This window comes from Mycetocola sp. Y791 (genome assembly GCF_059445325.1).
Map to the genome: position 1 here is coordinate 508,212 of NZ_JCAIUC010000003.1, position 17,938 is coordinate 526,149.

Below are 17,938 nucleotides of genomic sequence, written 5' to 3' on the forward strand. Positions count from 1 at the left end.
TCTAACTTCCGAGGTTCCTCCGGCCTGGGCCGCACCGGGCGTGTGGAAGAAATCCGAACTAAAAACGTGAGCCTTGTACGCCAAGTCACACGTAGCTCGCTATCCCGCAGCGAAACTCTACGGCGTTCCGTAGAACTGCTTCTCGAAGACGCTGCGTGCGCGGCGGGTCACCGCGAGGTAATCCTCCTCGAGCCGGGCCGCAGACGCCGGCGGGTAGCCGAGGATCCGTGCGATGCCGTTCAACTGCATCCGGTCACTCGGCAGGACATCGGTCGTGCGGTTCAGCCACAGCGTCATCGCGGACCTGAGCCGGGACGCGAAGATCCACGCTGCCCGAAGGCGTTCGGCGCTCTCCGGCGTGACGAGGTCGTTCTCCACGGCCACCTGCAGCGCCCCCAGGGTGCTCGTCGTCCGCAGGCCTGGGATCGCGGCCCCGTGCTCGAGCTGGAGCAGCTGTACGAACCATTCAACGTCGCTCAACGACCCGCGCCCCAGTTTGACGTGCCGAGACGGGTCAGCACCCTGCGGCAGTCGCTCATTCTCGACCCTCGCCTTGATGCGTTTGACCTCCCGCACCGCGGCATCCGAGATCTCAGCTGGATAACGGATGGCGTCCGCCAGCGACTCGAAGTCGGTGATCAGTGATTCGTCACCCGCGACGCCGTCCGCGCGGAGCAAAGCCTGTGCCTCCCAGGTGAGCGACCACCGCTCGTAGTAGGCCCGGTAGGAGTCGAGGGAGCGGGTGACAGCCCCATTCTTTCCCTCGGGGCGGAGCCCGACGTCGAGGTCGAGCGGCAAGCGGTGATCCTCGCTCAGCCGGTTGAGCTCCGCCACTATTCGGTTTGCTGCCCGGTGTGACTGCTCGTTGTCCATGGCCGTCGCCCGGTAGACGTACATGACGTCAGCGTCGGATCCGAACCCGAGTTCAGCGCCGCCATACCTGCCCATCCCGATCACGGCGAACTCGAGGCTGTCTTCGCCGAGTCCATCGGTGCGTCGGATCAGTCGCACCAGCGCCCTGATGGTTCCCGTGGTGATGTCGGTGAGCCCGCGGCTGAGTTCCGGCAGTTCGATGACACCGAGCACGGAGCCGAGTGCGAGGCGGAGGATCTCCCTGCGACGAACGCGGCGAATCGCCTTCGCGGCCGCGGCATCCGTGTCGTGCCTCGCAAGAATCGCCGACATCTCGTCTTCGATAGCCGCGAGCGACCTGCCGTGAAGGTCGTTGTTGTCGGCGAGCCAGGCAGCGGCCTCGGGGATCTGGTCGAGGAGTTCACCGATGTAACGGGAGCCGCTGAGCACCCGCGTGAGGCGCTCAGCCACCCCGGAGGAATCCCGGAGGGTGCGGAGGAACCAGTGTGTTCCGCCGAGCGATTCGCTCAGCCGACGGAACGCGATGAGTCCGTAGTCAGGGTCTGCGCCCTCGGCGAGCCAGCGGAGCATGACCGGCAGCAGGTGACGTTGGATCGTCGCGCGCCTGGACACGCCGGCGGTGAGCGCCGCGATGTGCGACAGCGCCCCCTTCGGATCCCTGAAACCGATCGCGGCGAGGCGCGCCTCGGCCTGTGCGGGGCTCAGCGCAACTTCCTCGTCGGGAAGGGCGGCAACGGCGGCGAGCAACGGACGGTAGAACAGCCGCTCGTGGAGGCTCCTCACCTCGTGCTTGGTGCTCTCCCAGCGGGTGACGAGTGCATCGGCGTTGGGCGCGAGCGTCGACGCGCGTGCGAGCACGCGAAGCTCTTCCTTGTCACGGGGCATCAGGTGGGTGCGGCGAAGGCCGCCAAGCTGCAACCGGTGTTCGAGCACCCGCAGGAAACGGTAGTCGGCGGCGAAGGCCGCGGCCTCCTCGCGCCCAATGTAACTGTTGGCGCTCAGCGCGTCGAGCGCCAGCAGGGTCGAACGTTCCCGCACGTCGGCGTCAACAGCGCCGTGCACCAGCTGGAGGAGCTGCACGGTGAACTCGATATCCCGGAGCCCGCCAGGCCCCAGCTTGAGTTGATAGTGCACCTCATCGGCGGGAATGTGCTCGGTGACCCTCTCGCGCATCCGCTGCACCGAGTCGACGAAGCCCTCCCTGCCCGCGCTTGACCAGACGAACGGCGCGATCGCGTCGACATACTGCTCGCCCAGTTCGGCGTCACCAGCGAACGCCCGCGCCTTGAGCAGCGCCTGGAACTCCCAGCTCTTCGCCCACCGCTCGTAGTACGCCAGGTGGGACTCGAGGGTGCGCACGAGCGCTCCCTGCTTGCCCTCGGGCCGCAGGTTGGGATCCACCTCCCAGAGCTCGGGCTCGATCCCGGCCTGGCCGAGCCCGCGCATCGTCAGCATCGCGAGTCGCGTGGCTACATCGATGGCGCGCTGGTTCGACAGCCCGGCGGACTCGTCGCCTTCCGCCACGAAGATCACGTCGACATCGCTGACGTAGTTGAGTTCGCCTGCTCCTGCCTTGCCCATCCCGATCACCGCGAACCGCGTTGCGCGCACCTCATCGACGGAAAACAGCATCGGGCCGTTCCCCGGCTGGGTGACCTGCGTCCTGGCGACGGCGATGGATGCTTCAAACGCTGCGGATGCCGCATCAGACAGCGCTTTGGCGATGGAGTCGAACACCGAGACCGGGTCATCCGCGCGCAGGTCGTGTGCGGCGATCCGTGCAAGCCAGCGCCGGTAACGCACCCGGAGACGGGTCCACGCCTCATCGTCGGTGACCTCGGCAAACCCGTCATGGGCACCGACGGAGTCGAGCATGCTCTCGGTCAGCTCCGCGCGCGTCGGGAGCCGGCGCGGCCGGTCAGGGATCCGTTCGAGCTCGGCGGGATGCCGCTGGAAGAATTCAGCGAGGCCCGCTGAAGCGCCAAGCAGCCTGATCAGCGTCTCCGTGCGACCCGGGTTCGCAAAGACGCCGTTGAGTTCCGTCGGGTGCATCCGCCCGAGCCTGACCAGGCAGTTGAGCGCCTGGTCGGGGTCAGCAGCCAGGCCGAACTGAGGAAGCAGGCCGGCCACGTCGACGGTAACGACACCGTCGAGCTCGTCGAGAAGCGCCCTGACCCCGCTCAGCCCGGCGAAGCCGAGCCGAGCGAGTTCGCTCAGCGCTGTTTGCTCGCGTCGCATCGAGTGTCCCCGTCGCCGAACCGCTTAGAGAATCTCGAGGTTCTTCTCGAGCTCGTACGGGGTCACCTGCGCACGGTACTCGTGCCATTCCTGCCGCTTGTTGGCCAGAACATAGTTGAAGACCTGCTCACCGAGCGTCTCCGCGACGAGTTCCGACTCCTCCATCAACTGGATGGCGTGGTCGAGGCTCGCGGGCAACGCGGAGTAACCCAGAGCCCTGCGCTCAGAATCGCTCAGGCTCCAGACGTTGTCCTCCGCTTCGGGTGGGAGGTCGTAACCTTCCTCGATGCCCTTGAGTCCGGCGGCGAGGAGCAGCGAGTACGCGAGGTACGGGTTCGCGGCCGAGTCGATCGCACGGTACTCGACCCGCGCACTCCCGCCCTTGTTGGGCTTGTACAGCGGCACGCGAACGAGAGCCGACCGGTTGTTGTGCCCCCAGGTGACGAAGCTCGGAGCTTCGGCAAGCCCGTTACGACCGACGGTGCCCCAGAGACGCTTGTAGGAGTTGACGAACTGGTTGGTCACCGCGGTGATCTCCGGCGCGTGGCGGAGCAACCCGGCGATGAACTGCCGGCCGACCTTGGAGAGCTGGTACTGGGCACCCGCCTCGTAGAACGCGTTGCTGTCGCCCTCGAACAGTGACATGTGCGTGTGCATGCCTGAGCCCGGCTGGTCAGACAGCGGCTTCGGCATGAACGTCGCGTAAACGCCCTGCTCGATGGCGACCTCTTTGATCACCGTGCGGAACGTCATGATGTTGTCCGCTGTGGTGAGCGCATCTGCGTATCGCAGGTCGATTTCGTTCTGACCGGGTCCGGCCTCGTGGTGGCTGAACTCGACGGAAATGCCGAGGTCCTCCAGCATCCGGACGCTGCGGCGACGGAAGTCGTGTGCCGTGCCACCGGGGACGTTGTCGAAGTAGCCCGCCGAGTCGACAGGAACCGGGCCCTCCTTGCCGAGCTTCGCCGACTTGAGCAGATAGAACTCGATCTCGGGGTGGGTGTAGAAGGTGAAGCCCCTGTCGGCTGCCTTCTCCAGGGTCCGCTTGAGGACGTTGCGCGGGTCAGACACCGCCGGAAGACCGTCAGGCGTCGTGATGTCGCAGAACATCCGGGCGGTCGGGTCGATCTCGCCGCGCCAGGGCAGAAGCTGGAACGTTGTCGGGTCAGGGACAGCGAGCAGGTCAGATTCGTACGAACGGCTCAGGCCCTCAATGGCTGACCCGTCGAAACCGAGACCCTCGGCAAACGCACCCTCGACCTCGGCAGGGGCGATGGCCACCGACTTCAGCGTGCCGACGACGTCTGTGAACCACAGCCGGACGAACTTGACTCCCCGCTCCTCGATAGTACGAAGAACGAAGTCGCGCTGCTTATCCATCCACTCCCCTTAGGTGTCGTGCGTTGCCTGCTCATAGGCTATCCGTTCCTTGCGCCGTGTGCTGGCAGGTACGGCACCTGAATTGACGCAACGGATCGATAGACTGGCGGGCATGAGCGAGCCAATGAAGAGCGCACCGTCGTCCAGCCCCGCCCGAGTTCGCACACGCCACTTCCAGCGCGCGAAAGAACAGGGCATCAAGATCACCGGGCTCACCAGCTACGACATGCTGACCGCCCGGATCTTCGACGAGGCGGGCATCGACTTTCTCCTCGTCGGCGACTCGGCCGGAAACAACGTGCTCGGCTACGACACGACGCTTCCCGTCACCGTCGACGAGCTCATCCCGCTCACCCGAGCCGTCGCCGGCGCCGCCAAGCGTGCTCTCGTCGTCGCCGACATGCCCTTTGGATCCTATGAAAATGGTCCGGAGGACGCCCTCAAGACCGCGTTGCGGTTCATGAAGGAAACCGGAGCGCAGGCCGTCAAGCTCGAAGGCGGTGAACGCAGCCACGACCAGATCCGTCGCATCGTGTCCGCTGGCATCCCGGTCATGGGCCACATCGGGTTCACACCGCAGAGCGAGCACGGGCTTGGCGGCCACATCATCCAGGGCCGCGGGGACGCGGTTGAGCAGCTCCTGCGCGACGCGCGGTCGGTTCAGGACGCCGGAGCGTTTGCCGTCGTCCTGGAGATGGTGCCGGCTGAGAGCGCGGAACTCGTCACGGCCGAACTCGATATTCCGACGATCGGTGTCGGCGCCGGACCCCACGTTTCAGGGCAGCTGCTGGTCTGGACCGACTTCGCCGGGCTTACCACGGGGCGCATCCCGTCGTTCGTCAAGAAATACGCCGACGTGCGCGGCGCGCTGACCGATGCGGTCTCTGCCTTCCGCACGGAGGTGGCCGACGGCATCTACCCCGGCGACGAGTACAGCTACCACTAACGCCGGCGGGTGTCCCCGACGGTACCTGCCCCGGTTCAGCGGTCTTCCGCTGCCTCTTCTTCGGCCCACTTGCGGCTGTTCTCGCGGAGCCGTTCAGGGGCTCGTGCCGCTTCGGCCTCCGTTGCGAACGGTCCGGCGCGGTCGACAGACGGCGACTGGTATCCCCGTTCGACCTGACCGGTCTTGAGGTTGTACCAGAACTGCGTGGATGGATCTTGTGCCACGGGAGGCCCCTCTCTGGATCGCTAAGCTTGATCCTATGCCTAAGGACCCGAACGGCCACCTGATCGCCGGTGTGAGATCCCCCGAGCGCCAGGTGCCGCCGCCGATCCGCCGGCCCGAGTATGTCGGCCGGAAATCTCCCGCGAAATACACGGGCTCCAACGTGTATTCACCAGCGGAGATCGAGCGAATCCGCACAGCCGGACGAATCGCTGCGGATGCGATCGCCCTCGTTGGCGAGAACGTCCGGCCTGGCATCACCACCGATGAACTCGACGCGATCGGGCACCGCTACCTCATCGAGCACGGTGCGTACCCATCGACGCTCGGCTACCGGGGCTTTCCGAAGTCGGTGTGCAGTTCGGTCAACGAGGTCGTCTGCCACGGCATCCCCGACAACACAGTGCTCGAAGACGGCGACATCGTCAACATCGACATCACCGCGTACCTCGATGGGATGCACGGCGACAGCAACAGGACCTTCATCGCCGGTACAGCCGCCGAGGACGTCCGTCTGCTGGTGGAACGCACTGAAGAATCCCTCAGGCGGGGCATCAAGGCAATCGCGCCCGGGCGACAGGTCAACGTGATCGGCCGGGCGATCGAGTCGTACGCGAAGCGATTCGGCTACGGCGTGATTCGCGACTTCACGGGGCACGGAGTGGGGAGCGCATTCCATTCGGGACTGATCATCCCCCACTACGACTCAGCACCCCAGTACGACACGGTGATGGAAGTCGGCATGGTTTTTACCATCGAGCCCATGCTCACCCTCGGCAGCCACGAGTGGGACCTGTGGGCCGATGACTGGACAGTGACAACAAAGGACAAGAGCATGACAGCGCAATTCGAGCACACCCTGGTCGTCACTGAAACCGGTGCGGACATCCTGACACTGCCATCCGGAGCAGCAGCATGACCGCCCCGACGACCGCGGTCGGCATCGACATCGGTGGAACGGGCATCAAGGGGGCCGTCGTCGACCTGTCGACAGGCACCCTGCTGAGCGAGCGGATCAAGGTGCCGACACCCGCGGGCGGCACACCGGAAGACATCATCGCGCAGACGGTGAAGCTGGTCGACCAGCTCCAGGTGCACGACCCGGACGCACCGGTCGGTGTCTGTTTCCCCGCCGTCGTCAAGCACGGCGTCACGCTGTCGGCGGCGAACATTTCGAAGCTGTGGATCGGACTCAAGGCCGAGGATTATTTCGAGGATGCCCTCGGCAGGGACATCACGTTCGTCAATGACGCGGATGCCGCCGGTTACGCCGAGGCCCGGTTCGGCGCCGCGAAGGCCATCGAGGGTGTCGCGCTCATGACAACGCTCGGCACCGGTATCGGCACCGCGGTCCTTCACAACGGCGTTCTCGTCCCCAACGCGGAGTTCGGGCATATCGAGATCGACGGGGTCGACGCTGAGACGCGTGCCTCGAACTCGGCGCGCGAGCGGGAAGGCCTGTCCTGGAAGGAATGGGCGAAGCGGCTCCAGACCTACTACTCCCGGCTGGAGGCGTACTTCTCCCCCGACCTCTTCATCGTGGGCGGTGGCGTGTCAAAACACCACGAGCTGTTCCTGCCCCGACTCACCCTGACGGCGCCGATCGTCCCGGCCGTCCACCGCAACAACGCGGGGATCCTTGGCGCGGCGTCGCTCGCGGTCCGCACGATTCCACCGCTCAGCTGAGCCGGAACCGGGCTGAGCGCGCTGCGCGGCATCCGTCGTACAAAGGTGAATGGGCCGGCTGATACGCCGGGTTCTGTTCAGGCGCAGTTGCGCCCTGGACGACCATCTCTCTAGAGACTGCGTTACCGCAGCCTTCAAGCGGCCTACCCGAGGACGGGACGAGCAGCCCCATAGTCCTCTGTCTGACCTTGCTCCGGGCGAGGTTTACCGAGCCGGCCGGGTCACCCCGGTCGCTGGTGGTCTCTTACACCACCGTTTCACCCTTACCTGGCGCTTGCGCGCCCGGCGGTCTACTTTCTGTTGCACTGTCTCGCGGGTTACCCCGGGTGGGTGTTACCCACCGCCCTGCTCTGTGGAGCCCGGACGTTCCTCGGCACCATTACTGGTGACGCGGCCGTCTTGCCGACCCATTCACACTTCGAGCTTACCGGGCGGTGGGGAGCATCGCTGCTACCAGAGACCCGACTCCTCGGTGCGCACCATGATGGCGCCGCACTCCGGGCACTCGAGAACCTCGTCGATGTCGGCGGCGCGCACCTTGACGAGTTCGTTGCCGGTGAGCGACATCGTGCACGCTCCACAGGTCCCGGCACGGAACAGGGCGGCGCCGGTGCCGGTCTTCGACCGCAGCTTCTCGTAGAGAGCGAGAAGGTCGGGTGCCACTGAGTCCTCGAGGAGGTGGCGCTGCGCGGTGAGCGTCGCGCGTTCCTGAGCGAGTTCGTCGAGCGCGGCACGGCGCCTCGTTCCGATCTCGTGGAGCTTCGCCTCGAGGTCGCTGTCGAGGTCGCGAGTAGCGGAGAGCTGCGCCTCGGCGACCTCGACGCGTTCCATCACGACGAGTTCCATGTCCTCGAGGTTTGACTTGCGCCGGTAGAGCGACTCGAGTTCAGACTCGAACGCGGCCACGTCTTTGGTGCTCGAGGTCGAGTTCATGCGCTCGGTGTCCCTGGCGATCCGAGCGTCGACCACACCAGCGTCGCTCTCCAGCCGACCGAGCTCAGTCTTCGCGTCCTCGAGCTCACCGAGTTCTGCGGCGATCCGGCCGCTGAGTTCCGTCCGCTCCCTGGACACTGCCGTGTACTCGGCGATCTCGGGCAGGCTCTTCTCCCGGTGGGCGATGCGGGCGAGCCCGGAATCGATGGTGTGCAATTCGAGCAGTTTCTTCTGCTCTGCGAGGCTGGATTTCACGTCGGGTCCCTTGTGATTCTGGTTTGGAGTTGTCTTGAGCCTGGCTGTCACTGCGTGACGACGAAGTCCCATGGGTCTGTGCGGATGTCGCTCACGGCAATGGAGAGGTCAGGCAGGCGTTCGGCCAGTTGTGCGGCAGCGACGTCGAGCCACAGCCACTCGCTTGCCCAGTGTGAGACATCGATGAGTGCTGGTCCTCCGCCGACGATGGCCTGCTCACGCGCTTCGGATGCCGGATGGTGGCGAAGGTCGCTCGTGATGTACACGTCTGCGCTCGTCACAGCATCCTCGCGAAGCAGCGAGTCACCTGCTCCACCGCAGAGGGCCACGGTCCGGATTTCCGAGTCGTAGTCGCCGGACGCACGGATGCCCGTCGCGGTGGCTGGAAGAATTTTCGCGAGCGTGTGTGCGAGGTGGCCGAGCGAGGTTGGAGCTGGCAATCGGCCCACCCGCCCGATGCCACTGACGCCGTCGGCGGAGGGAACGAGTGGGGCGACATCCGTCAGTCCGAGCAGCTTCGCGAGAACTCCCGAGGTTCCGTCGGCGACGACATCCGCGTTGGTGTGCGCAGCGAGAAGCGCACAGTTGCCGCGAATCAGCCGGGTGAGAACTGAGCCCTTGTACGTGTCGCCCGCGACGGTTGTAACACCGCGGAGGAGAAGCGGGTGGTGCACGAGCAGAAGGTCGGTCTTCGACTCGACCGCTTGCGTCGCGGTCTCAGACACGGCGTCGACAGCGAAGAGGACCCGGGAAATCTGGTCATCGGGGTCACCGGCGATCAGGCCGGATGCATCCCAGGATTCAGCGCCGGCGATCGGCCACAGCAACTCGACAGTGTCGCGGACCTCGCGGAGTGAATATGGCACAGAGCCAGCCTACAGAAAGCGTTTCGCTTTCTGGGCCGGCTCTGTGCGCAGGATGCCGTTATGCGAGGATCAGTACCAGTTGACGGCCTGTGAGTGCGACCACGCTGAGCACGGGGTGCCATAGGCGCGGTCGATGTAGTCGAGACCCCACGCAACCTGGGTGGACGCGTTGGTCGCCCAGTCACTGCCGGCGGTCGCCATCTTGCTTCCGGGGAGAGCCTGCGGGATGCCGGTAGCGCCGCTGGAGGCGTTGAACGCGTTCACGGACCAGCCGGACTCTTTCTGCCACAGCTTGTTCAGGCATGAGAACTGGTCTTCGCCCCAGCCGTGCCTGGACTGGGCGAGGGCGCGAGCCGTTGCACGGGCACCGTCGGGGGTGTTGGCGGCTGCCTGGGCCGAGGCGGCTGCCGCTGCTGCGGCTGCCTGCGCTTCGGCGGCCAGACGGTCGGCCTCTGCCGCTTGCGCGCGCAGTTGAGCCGACGTCGCCTGCGTTGTCGATGCGAGTTCCATCACGGTGGCCTCGTCCTGGCTGGCGTAGGAGGCGAGCGAGGCGATTGAGGTGGTCAGCGGAGCCGTGTCGACTTTCGCCTGCACCTCAACGACGACCTGATTCGCTTCGGCCAGCACCGCCTCAGCGTGATTGTCGGCCTTGGCCTTCGATACGAGGGCTGATGTACCGGTGAGGGCTGTGGCGAGCTTGCTCGACGAGCTCCCAATCTTGTCGCCCGTTGCAACGCTCTGCGCGCGGATGACAGTGGACTGGATGGTGAGGAAGGAGGCGATGAGCACACCGACGAGAACGAGTGATGCGATGAGAATTTGGGCGCGGGTAAATTTTTTGAGTAAAAGCATATTTTCCGGGATTGGGCCGGCGCGCGTCAGTTCACGCCCAGCGTGAGCCTCGACACGGTGAAGCCGCACTGAACGGGGCTTCAACCGAATCGTGGAGCGAGGGCCGGGGGTACGGCTGCTCTGAGGCTTCGGGGATGACGGTCGATGTCGGGCTGACGCGAATCCTGTTCACGTCACGCCTGGCGATTCGGGCGCGCAGGCGACTGATTGGTCAAGTGTGCGCGGTCCAACTGGGAAACTCCGCTCCGAACCCTGTGCAAGAGGTGTGTGGAGGTCGGACTGCGGACGATAGTAGCCGTGCATTTCGCTCGCGTCCAGCCTCTGGTTCACCGTACGCAACGGGTGCAGAGTCAGAACTGCGAATCCGCAGATCATAAACAGGAGGTAGCAGTGTTTTTTCACGTGCAACGACTGATCAACGAAATAGTGCCGGGCGAACCTGATCCCGCAGCAGCGAACGCGCTCCAGGAGGGGCTTGGCGGCCAGTTCGGTGAAATGCGAACGATGATGCAATACCTGTTCCAGTCGATGAACTTCCGTGGTCCGAGCGCGAAACCGTATCGGGACCTGATTCAGGGAATCGGAACCGAAGAGATCAGTCACGTCGAACTCATCGGCACGACGATTTCCCGGCTGCTCGACGGGTCACCGGAATACTCGGGCAAGCCGACCGATCCTCTCGACAAGCCGGGCTCTGGGGGCGCGACACCGCTCAACATCGCTCTCTCTGAGAGCAACATTCACCACTACCTCGTCGGCGCGCAGGGCGCGCTTCCGGTCGACGCAGCGGGTAACCCGTGGAACGGAAGCTGGGTGTATAACTCGGGCAACCTCGTTCTCGACCTGCTCTACAACCTCATGCTCGAGTCGACCGGCCGGCTGCAGAAGTGCCGAATCTACGAGATGACCGACAACGTGACGGCGCGCTCTACTGTCGCGTATCTGATCGTCCGCGACCAGGCACACGAGAACGCCTACGCGAAGGCGTTGGAAACCCTCGGCGTGAACTGGAAGACGGCGCTGCCCATTCCGAAGACAAACGCCGAGAAGTTCCCCGAGGTCAAGAAGCTGCTCGATCTGGGGCTCCAGAGCAAGCAGTACACGTTCGACCTCACCGGACAGTCTGAGGCGGGCAAGATCTTCCAGGGGCTCTCCCCCTCGAACGACGGAACAGAACTCATCGCCAACGAGCAGGCACCGGCCGGGGTACCCTCGACCATCGCGCCTGAGCGCTTTGAAGAGTTCTCCCCTGGGCTCGACACCGATCTCCTGGCGCTCATCCAGGCAACGGCAGAGATGGAACTGGCCGACATCGAGGCGCTCTTCGCGCCGGTGCCGCCGACGACGAAGTAGTCACGGATGCCGGACGCTGATCTTCAGAGAAGCTCACCGTTCCGACTGAGAAAGGGAGGGCTGGCCACATTTGGCCAGCCCTCCCTTTGTTATTCAGCGCCCGGTTACACATGCGCCGCTCCGTCCGTCAGATGCCGACGATGAACGTGAGTGCGGCCCAGGCGGAGACTGTGGCTGCCGTCGTCCACAGCGCGATCGCGACGGCCTGCCAGAGCAGGACCCAGCCGCGCGAGGCACCGCCAGCGACGAAGATCGCGGAGGTGAACTGCGTCGGGATCGCCAACGGGCCGAGGATACTGGCTCCGGGTACGCCAAACCGGAGCAGCCACCCCTTGACGCGCTGCTGGCCCTTCGACTCAGGTTTGGCCGGGACCTCTTCGAGCGTCCCGACGTACCCTCCTTCCGTCGCGGCCGCTCCCCCCGCACCAACGCTCACGAGCTGGCGGCGTGCTGCTCGGCGATCCACCACAGCGCCACGCGCCCGGGAACTGACAACGACGACCAGAAGGACGCTGAGGAAGTTGCCGGCCGCCGCCGCGACGCCGACGAGAATCGGGTTAAGTCCACCGACCATACCGACGAGCGCACCGCCCTCACCCTCGACGAATGGGATTGCCGACGCGAGCATCACGACGAACGGTTGAACGATCTCGGGCACCTGGGCCACGAGCTCCTGGAAATTGCGGACGAGTTCCTCTGTGGGGTTCATTTCTGTGGTTCCTCTCTGTTGTCAGGCGTCGAATATGTCGACGTTCCGACCATTAGAGGCTGTGTTCCCAGAACACAGTCAAGCCCCGAGAGGCAGCGGTCGCCGGACTCGGGGAGCGAGCGGATGTTCCGCGTGGCGGCGGCTTGACACAGTAATTTTGTCGTGGGCTGGGACGTCAGCCTGCCGCTGCCGCGCGAGGGCGCCCGCGCGCGCGAACACATCGAGCTGGGCTGGGTTGTACAGCTCCGTAAGTGCTTCGACAAACGTCAGTCGCGTGACCCGCTCCCCTTTCGCGAGGTGCTCGGCCGGGTTCCTCAGCCAGGGGTAATCGACCAGATTGCGCGCCAGGATCGGCGCCAGACCTGCTGCGAGCCGTGCCCGCGTGGCCTCATTCGCGGCGGGCGGGAGCGCATCAATCTCTTTCCCAAGCGCGCCGGCATCCGAATCCAGCTCCACCATCCGCCGCAGATCAGCCATCGCATCCTCGTCGTAGAGCCGGTTCCAGATGTGGAGGATCGACCGGTCAGACTCAGACAATCGAGATGCCACGGAGACGAAACCGAAAGGAGCGTCCGGTGGGGCGTCGTCACGAAGGACTGCGGCGATATCGGCACGAGCCTGCTTCAGCCGCTTGATACGCACGACAAGTTCGTCGTCCACTTCTTCCAGGGCAGTTTTCGCAGCCTGCCCACCCGCCCCGACATGAGCGATCTTCGCCAGCGGCACGCCAAGCCCAGCCAGCCGGAGGATCCGCAACAGGCACACCAGCTCCCGAACGCCGTACTGCTTGTATCCGTTGTACGTCCGTTCCGGCTCGTCCAGCAGGCCGATCCGGTGATAGTGCCGGATCGTGTTGACCGTCGTCCCGGCGAGCTCCGCGAGCTCGCGTGTACTCCATGCCACGGTCTATCCCCCTGATCCGCGAGTCCGCGCACCGGCAGAGCCGAGGCTCAGCATGATCGAGGCAAGCGCCACAGCCAGGCTCACGGAGTCGTCCAGCGAAGTCTCCGAGCCGTCAGGCGGCCAGCGGGAAGCTTCGCGCTGATCGGATTTGCAACGTGCGGTCTGCGCACCTGCACCGCAGACGCCTGCTCGAGATATATCGCTTCCCACGGTCTCTCTCCCTTGTTCGAACGATGTGTCACGAAGGGCAACTCGTCACCGAACCTGCCCAGGTCTTCAGCGTCGTCCGTACGCGGTGGCCTCGCGTCGGTAGAAAGCACTGAGATGTGCGCAATATCAGCGATCCGGGTCCTACACCGCCCTCGTCGGCCATAATGCTGTGGTAACTACAGGGTTGGTTGCAGAAGCAGTCAGCCTTTGAACGGAGCAAACCTGTCGAAACTTCTGGGTAGGCGCCTGGAGCGCCGTGAGGTCGAGCAGCTGCTGATCGAGGCACAAGCCGGCGGCAGCGCGGTCCTCGTGGTGCGCGGCGGCGCGGGAATCGGGAAGACGGCGCTGCTGGCACACCTGGGCGATGTCGCCGCCGCCTCTGGATTCCGTGTGGAATCATCGACCGGTATCGAAACGGAGACGCAGTTCGCGTTCGCGGGTCTTCATCAATTCTGCGCCCCGTTCCTCGATCATCTCAGCGCGCTACCCGAGCCGCAGCAGGTAGCGCTCGGGGTGGCCCTGGGACTGAGAAGCGGTCCAGCACCGGACAGGTTCCTCATTGGACTGGCTACTCTCAACCTGATTGCGGAGGTCGCCGAGCAGGGTCCGCTGCTCTGTCTGGTCGATGACGCACAGTGGCTCGATCAGGCTTCCGCCGAAGTGCTGGCATTCGTATCTCGCCGGGTCGATGCTGACCGGCTCGTCATGGTCTTCGGTGAGCGAGATGTCAGCGGGCAGCGAACCCTCTTCCCCGGCTTGCCGGAGCTGAGGTTGACGGGACTCGACGGTGTCTCTGCGCGAAAGCTGTTGGACGCCGCTGTTCGCGTTCCGCTGGACGACGACGTACGCGAGCGCATCATCGCGGAGGCACGTGGCAACCCTCTTGCGCTCCTTGAGCTCCCCGCGAGTGCGCCAGCAGTTCGACTCGCTGGCGGATTCCAGCTTCCTGACGTGTCGGATGTTCCAGGCCGAGTCGAGAGTGGATTCCGACGACGCTCGAGTGAGTTACCCGAGACGACGCAGTTGCTGCTGCTCACCGCGGCGGCTGAGCCCACCGGAGACCCGGCACTGCTGTGCCGTGCGACCACCGAACTCGGCATGACGTCGGAGTCCGCCGCTCCGGCGGAAGCCGCCGGACTTATTGAGATCGATTCCGTAGTGCGATTTCGCCATCCTCTGGTGCGATCGGCGGTGTACCGGGCCGCGGACCCGGCGGCCCGCCGCCGCGTGCACGGCGCGTTGGCCGCGGCCACCGATGCAACCCTCGACCCTGACCGGCGCGCCTGGCACTGCGCTCAGGCGGTGCTGGGCGTTGATGAGGAGGTTGCCGCACAGCTAGAGCGCTCGGCAGTGCGGGCGCGTTCGCGCGGCGGCCACGCCGCCGCAGGTGCGTTCCTGAGACGTGCGTCAGAGCTCAGCCCTGACGTCGTGGATCGCACCAGGCGCGCGCTGGAAGCAGCGCGCTCGCTGGCCAACGCTGGCGCATTTGAGAACGCGGTGGACCTGCTCGCGATCGCCGAGGGTGGGCCGGCCGATTCGCTGCAAAGCGCTCGAGTCGCGCTGCTCCGCGCCCAGATCGCGTTTCAGTTCACCCGCGGTGCTGACGTTCCGGACATGCTGCTGGATGCCGCCGCGACGCTTGCCCCGTTCGACCCCGACCTGTCGCGCGAGACCTATCTGCACGCGCTGGACGCGGCAATCATCAGCGGCGCCTCTCAGGCGACGGCCATCGCGCAAACGGCTCTCACCGCACCGCCAGCCCAGGCCATTCGGCCTGTGGACCTGCTTCTGGACGCGCTCGCGGTGACGATGGTCCACGGCTATTCGCCGGGCGTCCCGGCTTTGCGGCTCGCGCTCGACGCGCTGGGCGAGGCGACGCGCCCAGACACCGTACAGGAGGAGGATGTCAGCCAGTCGTGGCTCTGGCTGGCGGGCCGACTCGCGGTCGGTATCCTCGACGACGAACGCGCCCATCACCTCGCCGAATGCGCTGTCGCCGTGTCGCGCAGCACGGGCGCTCTGGCCGGGCTCCCCGCCGCTCTGAAACTCCACGCCAACATCCTGACGATAAGCGGGCAACTTACCCGTGCGCGGGAGCTGACTTCTGAGGCGGAGGCGATCGCAGAATCGATTGGAGGAGTGAAACTGCGCCACACCCAGGCCATCCTCGCCGCATGGGGCGGTGACCGGACAGCGGTAGAAGAGCTGAACAGCCTCACCTTCCTGAGACCCGGCAACACCGATGGGAGTTCGGAAGCAACGATGGCGCACTACGCAAGCGCCGTGCTTTACAACGGGCTCGGCGAGTACGCGGCGGCCCAGGGAGCCGCCGTAAAGGCTTCCAACGCGGCCGAACTCTCCCTCAGCACGATCGGTCTGCCCGAGTTGATCGAGGCAGCAGTCCGTGGCGGCGACCCCGAGAGTGCAGCGGACGCACTCGAGCGCTTATCTGTGCGTGCGCGTGCCAGTGGCACGGATTGGGCGCTCGGTCTTGAGGCACGATCCAGAGCCTTGACGATCGCCGGCCCTGCGGCGGAGGAATGGTATCTCGGAGCGATCGCACACCTCAGTAAGTCACGCATTGCTGGCGAGGCCGCCCGTGCCCAGCTGCTCTACGGCGAATGGTTACGCCGAGAGGGACGTCGCCAGGAGGCACGTGGTCAGTTGCGAACGGCCCACGAACTCTTCTCAGAGATGGGCGCGGAAGCCTTCGCCGCCCGAGCTGCACGCGAGTTGCACGCCACCGGCGAGCACCCGAGAAAACGCACCGCCCGACGAACCGACGAACTCACGGCCCAGGAGCTACACATTGCACGACTGGTAGCCACCGGCGCGACCTCACGGGAGGTCGGCTCGCAGCTTTTCCTGAGCCCGCGAACCGTTGAATCCCACCTGCGCAACATCTTCCAGAAACTCGATATCTCGTCACGCAGGCAGCTCAAGGATTTGCAGCTCGCCTGACGACGCTGTCAGGGTGCGGAATTCTCCTCGCCCATGTCGCCCGTCGCCGGGACAGAACCCGTCGATCGGTAACGCAGGAGAACCGCGCCCTGTTCGGACGCCCCCTCCGCAGCGAGAAGTTCGAGGGCCACTGGCGGGCCGTCGTCGGGAAACAGGCGTTTGCCGGCACCGACGACGATCGGGTATACCCACAGGTTCAACTGGTCGAACAGGTTCTCGGCGACGAGGGTGCGGGAAAGGTCGATGCTGCCGATGACGTGGATCTCCCGGTGCCGCTCGCGCAGCACTGACACCTCCGTGCTGAGATCGCCACCGATCAGGTGCGAGTCGCGCCAGTCGAGCTCCGGCGTGCCCCGCGACACGACGTACTTGGGGATCGCGTCAAACTTGCGGGCGATGTCGGCATCGGGTCCGTCGAGGTGGTGTGGCCAGTACGCGGCGAAAATCTCGTAGGTGCGACGGCCCAGAAGCAGGGCGTCCATGCTCCGTATCCCCTCGTCGACCTGAGCTCCCACTGTGCTGTCGATGAGGGGCGCCTGCCAGCCCCCGAACGCGAATCCGCCGCCGGCGTCTTCGTCGGGACCCCCCGGCGCCTGGGCGACGCCATCGAGTGTGGTGAAGTGGTCAATATGAATGCGGCCGGACACGGAGAGCTCCTTTCGTGACTGTCCGGGGCTCTCAACGAGGCGACACGCGCCGTGCCGCAGCTGCCCCGGTGCCGGTGCTGACGATACGCCGAACGTCGCGGCTACACCACGGGTGTTGTTATCAGCGGCTGTCGCGCCTCGCGAACGCAAAAACCGCAGCCTGTCGAAGACAGACCGCGGTTCGCGGGTTCAGACCCGAAATGGGCTTAACGTGTGTGGGCCCTACCGGGATCGAACCGATGACATCCACGGTGTAAACGTGGCGCTCTACCAGCTGAGCTAAAGGCCCCTCACTGCCGATGGCAGCGTGATCATGTTACACACTTTCCGGCCACGACCTGAAACCGGATGCCCACTCACGCGGGCTGGCGCTGCAGGTTCTCGACAGCTGTGCGGTACGCCTCGAGCGAGCGGGCTTCCCCTGGAGCAGTGATGAAGCTCGCCCGGATGATTCCGTCCACGTCGATCACGAACGTCGCCCGGTTGGCGAATCCCTTCGAGTCGAGGAACACGCCGTATTCCTTGCTGACCTGACCGTGTGGCCAGAAATCTGAGAGCAGGGTGAACTCGTAGCCCTCCTGCTCGGCCCACGCCCGGAGCGCGGACTTCGAGTCAACGGAGATGCCGATGAGTTCGATCCCGGCATCCTGGAACAGCGAGAGGTTGTCGCGGAGTTCACACAGCTCGCTCGTGCACCTGCCAGAGAAAGCGAGCGGGAAAAAGACCAGTGCGACGGCCCGCTTTCCACGGAAGCTGCCGAGCTGTACGGTCTCACCGAACTGGTTGACGAGCGCGAAGTCGGGAGCCCTGGTGTCGTTCTCGAGAGCCATCGGATTGAGTCCTTTCCGGAATGGTCCTGCCTCGGCTGCGCGAGGATCCGGTTCCAAACCAGTGACACACACTA

Annotated in this window: 15 protein-coding genes, 1 tRNA gene and 1 other RNA gene; 5 read left to right on the forward strand and 12 right to left on the reverse strand. The window is 65.2% G+C overall.

The genetic code is table 11. The annotated features are described in order from the left end of the window. Positions 1 to 117: 117 nt before the first annotated feature. Positions 118 to 3,111: a bifunctional [glutamine synthetase] adenylyltransferase/[glutamine synthetase]-adenylyl-L-tyrosine phosphorylase gene (locus AC1C2N_RS11460; protein WP_495434038.1), complete on the reverse strand. Its 2,994-nt coding sequence runs from the start codon at positions 3,109 to 3,111 to the stop codon at positions 118 to 120. Between the two features lie 24 nt (positions 3,112 to 3,135). Beyond that, on the reverse strand, positions 3,136 to 4,491 hold the full coding sequence (locus AC1C2N_RS11465; RefSeq protein ID WP_108391109.1) for a glutamine synthetase family protein: 1,356 nt from the start codon (positions 4,489 to 4,491) through the stop codon (positions 3,136 to 3,138). Between the two features lie 112 nt (positions 4,492 to 4,603). Here AC1C2N_RS11465 and panB point away from each other — a divergent pair, with 112 nt between their 5' ends. Then, positions 4,604 to 5,437 (forward strand): 3-methyl-2-oxobutanoate hydroxymethyltransferase, encoded by an 834-nt coding sequence (gene panB, locus AC1C2N_RS11470; protein WP_483404239.1) that lies wholly within the window; start codon positions 4,604 to 4,606, stop codon positions 5,435 to 5,437. Positions 5,438 to 5,472: 35 nt separating this feature from the next. Here panB and AC1C2N_RS11475 read toward each other — a convergent pair whose 3' ends face one another. Then, a complete protein-coding gene (locus AC1C2N_RS11475; RefSeq protein WP_483404240.1) occupies positions 5,473 to 5,661 on the reverse strand; it encodes an SPOR domain-containing protein in 189 nt (62 codons plus the stop codon). 35 nt (positions 5,662 to 5,696) lie between these two features. On the opposite strand from AC1C2N_RS11475, the gene map reads away from it, so the two are divergent. Then, a complete protein-coding gene (gene map / locus AC1C2N_RS11480) occupies positions 5,697 to 6,578 on the forward strand; it encodes a type I methionyl aminopeptidase (RefSeq protein ID WP_495434039.1) in 882 nt (293 codons plus the stop codon). After that, positions 6,575 to 7,345: a polyphosphate--glucose phosphotransferase gene (gene ppgK, locus AC1C2N_RS11485; RefSeq protein ID WP_495434040.1), complete on the forward strand. Its 771-nt coding sequence runs from the start codon at positions 6,575 to 6,577 to the stop codon at positions 7,343 to 7,345. The genes map and ppgK overlap by 4 nt, the downstream gene beginning before the upstream one ends. Positions 7,346 to 7,391: 46 nt before the next feature. Here the strand turns inward: ppgK and rnpB are convergent. The 4 genes from rnpB to AC1C2N_RS11505 all read right to left on the reverse strand — a co-directional run bounded on the left by rnpB (position 7,392) and on the right by AC1C2N_RS11505 (position 10,251). Then, positions 7,392 to 7,755: RNase P RNA component class A (gene rnpB / locus AC1C2N_RS11490), an RNA gene on the reverse strand. Positions 7,756 to 7,795: 40 nt separating this feature from the next. After that, a complete protein-coding gene (locus tag AC1C2N_RS11495) occupies positions 7,796 to 8,533 on the reverse strand; it encodes a zinc ribbon domain-containing protein (RefSeq protein ID WP_495434041.1) in 738 nt (245 codons plus the stop codon). A 47-nt stretch (positions 8,534 to 8,580) separates the two neighbouring features. After that, positions 8,581 to 9,399 carry a Nif3-like dinuclear metal center hexameric protein gene (locus tag AC1C2N_RS11500; RefSeq protein ID WP_495434042.1) on the reverse strand — a complete coding sequence of 273 codons (819 nt, stop codon included), beginning with the start codon at positions 9,397 to 9,399 and terminating at the stop codon, positions 8,581 to 8,583. A gap of 69 nt (positions 9,400 to 9,468) precedes the next feature. Continuing rightward, positions 9,469 to 10,251, reverse strand: a complete 783-nt coding sequence (locus AC1C2N_RS11505; RefSeq protein ID WP_495434043.1) for an aggregation-promoting factor C-terminal-like domain-containing protein — start codon at positions 10,249 to 10,251, stop codon at positions 9,469 to 9,471. A gap of 390 nt (positions 10,252 to 10,641) precedes the next feature. On the opposite strand from AC1C2N_RS11505, the gene AC1C2N_RS11510 reads away from it, so the two are divergent. After that, positions 10,642 to 11,604: a manganese catalase family protein gene (locus AC1C2N_RS11510; RefSeq protein ID WP_495434044.1), complete on the forward strand. Its 963-nt coding sequence runs from the start codon at positions 10,642 to 10,644 to the stop codon at positions 11,602 to 11,604. Positions 11,605 to 11,731: 127 nt separating this feature from the next. Here the strand turns inward: AC1C2N_RS11510 and AC1C2N_RS11515 are convergent, their stop codons facing one another. Then, positions 11,732 to 12,313 (reverse strand): small multidrug efflux protein, encoded by a 582-nt coding sequence (locus AC1C2N_RS11515; RefSeq protein ID WP_495434045.1) that lies wholly within the window; start codon positions 12,311 to 12,313, stop codon positions 11,732 to 11,734. A gap of 78 nt (positions 12,314 to 12,391) precedes the next feature. Beyond that, on the reverse strand, positions 12,392 to 13,216 hold the full coding sequence (locus tag AC1C2N_RS11520) for a MerR family transcriptional regulator (protein ID WP_495434046.1): 825 nt from the start codon (positions 13,214 to 13,216) through the stop codon (positions 12,392 to 12,394). Positions 13,217 to 13,633: 417 nt separating this feature from the next. Between AC1C2N_RS11520 and AC1C2N_RS11525 the strand changes: the two genes are divergently transcribed. Continuing rightward, positions 13,634 to 16,387: an ATP-binding protein gene (locus AC1C2N_RS11525; RefSeq protein ID WP_495434047.1), complete on the forward strand. Its 2,754-nt coding sequence runs from the start codon at positions 13,634 to 13,636 to the stop codon at positions 16,385 to 16,387. Positions 16,388 to 16,395: 8 nt separating this feature from the next. On the opposite strand, the gene AC1C2N_RS11530 is transcribed toward AC1C2N_RS11525, so the two are convergent. From AC1C2N_RS11530 to AC1C2N_RS11540, 3 genes are all read right to left on the reverse strand, one after another. Further along, on the reverse strand, positions 16,396 to 17,034 hold the full coding sequence (locus AC1C2N_RS11530; RefSeq protein ID WP_495434048.1) for a dihydrofolate reductase family protein: 639 nt from the start codon (positions 17,032 to 17,034) through the stop codon (positions 16,396 to 16,398). Between the two features lie 216 nt (positions 17,035 to 17,250). Beyond that, positions 17,251 to 17,323: transfer RNA gene (locus AC1C2N_RS11535), tRNA-Val, on the reverse strand. Between the two features lie 67 nt (positions 17,324 to 17,390). After that, on the reverse strand, positions 17,391 to 17,864 hold the full coding sequence (locus tag AC1C2N_RS11540; RefSeq protein WP_483404250.1) for a peroxiredoxin: 474 nt from the start codon (positions 17,862 to 17,864) through the stop codon (positions 17,391 to 17,393). Positions 17,865 to 17,938: the final 74 nt, after the last annotated feature.

Coding starts and splice junctions, on each gene's coding strand:
- AC1C2N_RS11515 (WP_495434045.1), bottom strand. CDS start 12,313: ATGAACCCCACAGAGGAACTCGTCCGCAATTTCCAGGAGCTCGTGGCC.
- AC1C2N_RS11465 (WP_108391109.1), bottom strand. CDS start 4,491: ATGGATAAGCAGCGCGACTTCGTTCTTCGTACTATCGAGGAGCGGGGA.
- map (WP_495434039.1), top strand. CDS start 5,697: ATGCCTAAGGACCCGAACGGCCACCTGATCGCCGGTGTGAGATCCCCC.
- AC1C2N_RS11460 (WP_495434038.1), bottom strand. CDS start 3,111: ATGCGACGCGAGCAAACAGCGCTGAGCGAACTCGCTCGGCTCGGCTTC.
- ppgK (WP_495434040.1), top strand. CDS start 6,575: ATGACCGCCCCGACGACCGCGGTCGGCATCGACATCGGTGGAACGGGC.
- AC1C2N_RS11540 (WP_483404250.1), bottom strand. CDS start 17,864: ATGGCTCTCGAGAACGACACCAGGGCTCCCGACTTCGCGCTCGTCAAC.
- panB (WP_483404239.1), top strand. CDS start 4,604: ATGAGCGAGCCAATGAAGAGCGCACCGTCGTCCAGCCCCGCCCGAGTT.
- AC1C2N_RS11505 (WP_495434043.1), bottom strand. CDS start 10,251: ATGCTTTTACTCAAAAAATTTACCCGCGCCCAAATTCTCATCGCATCA.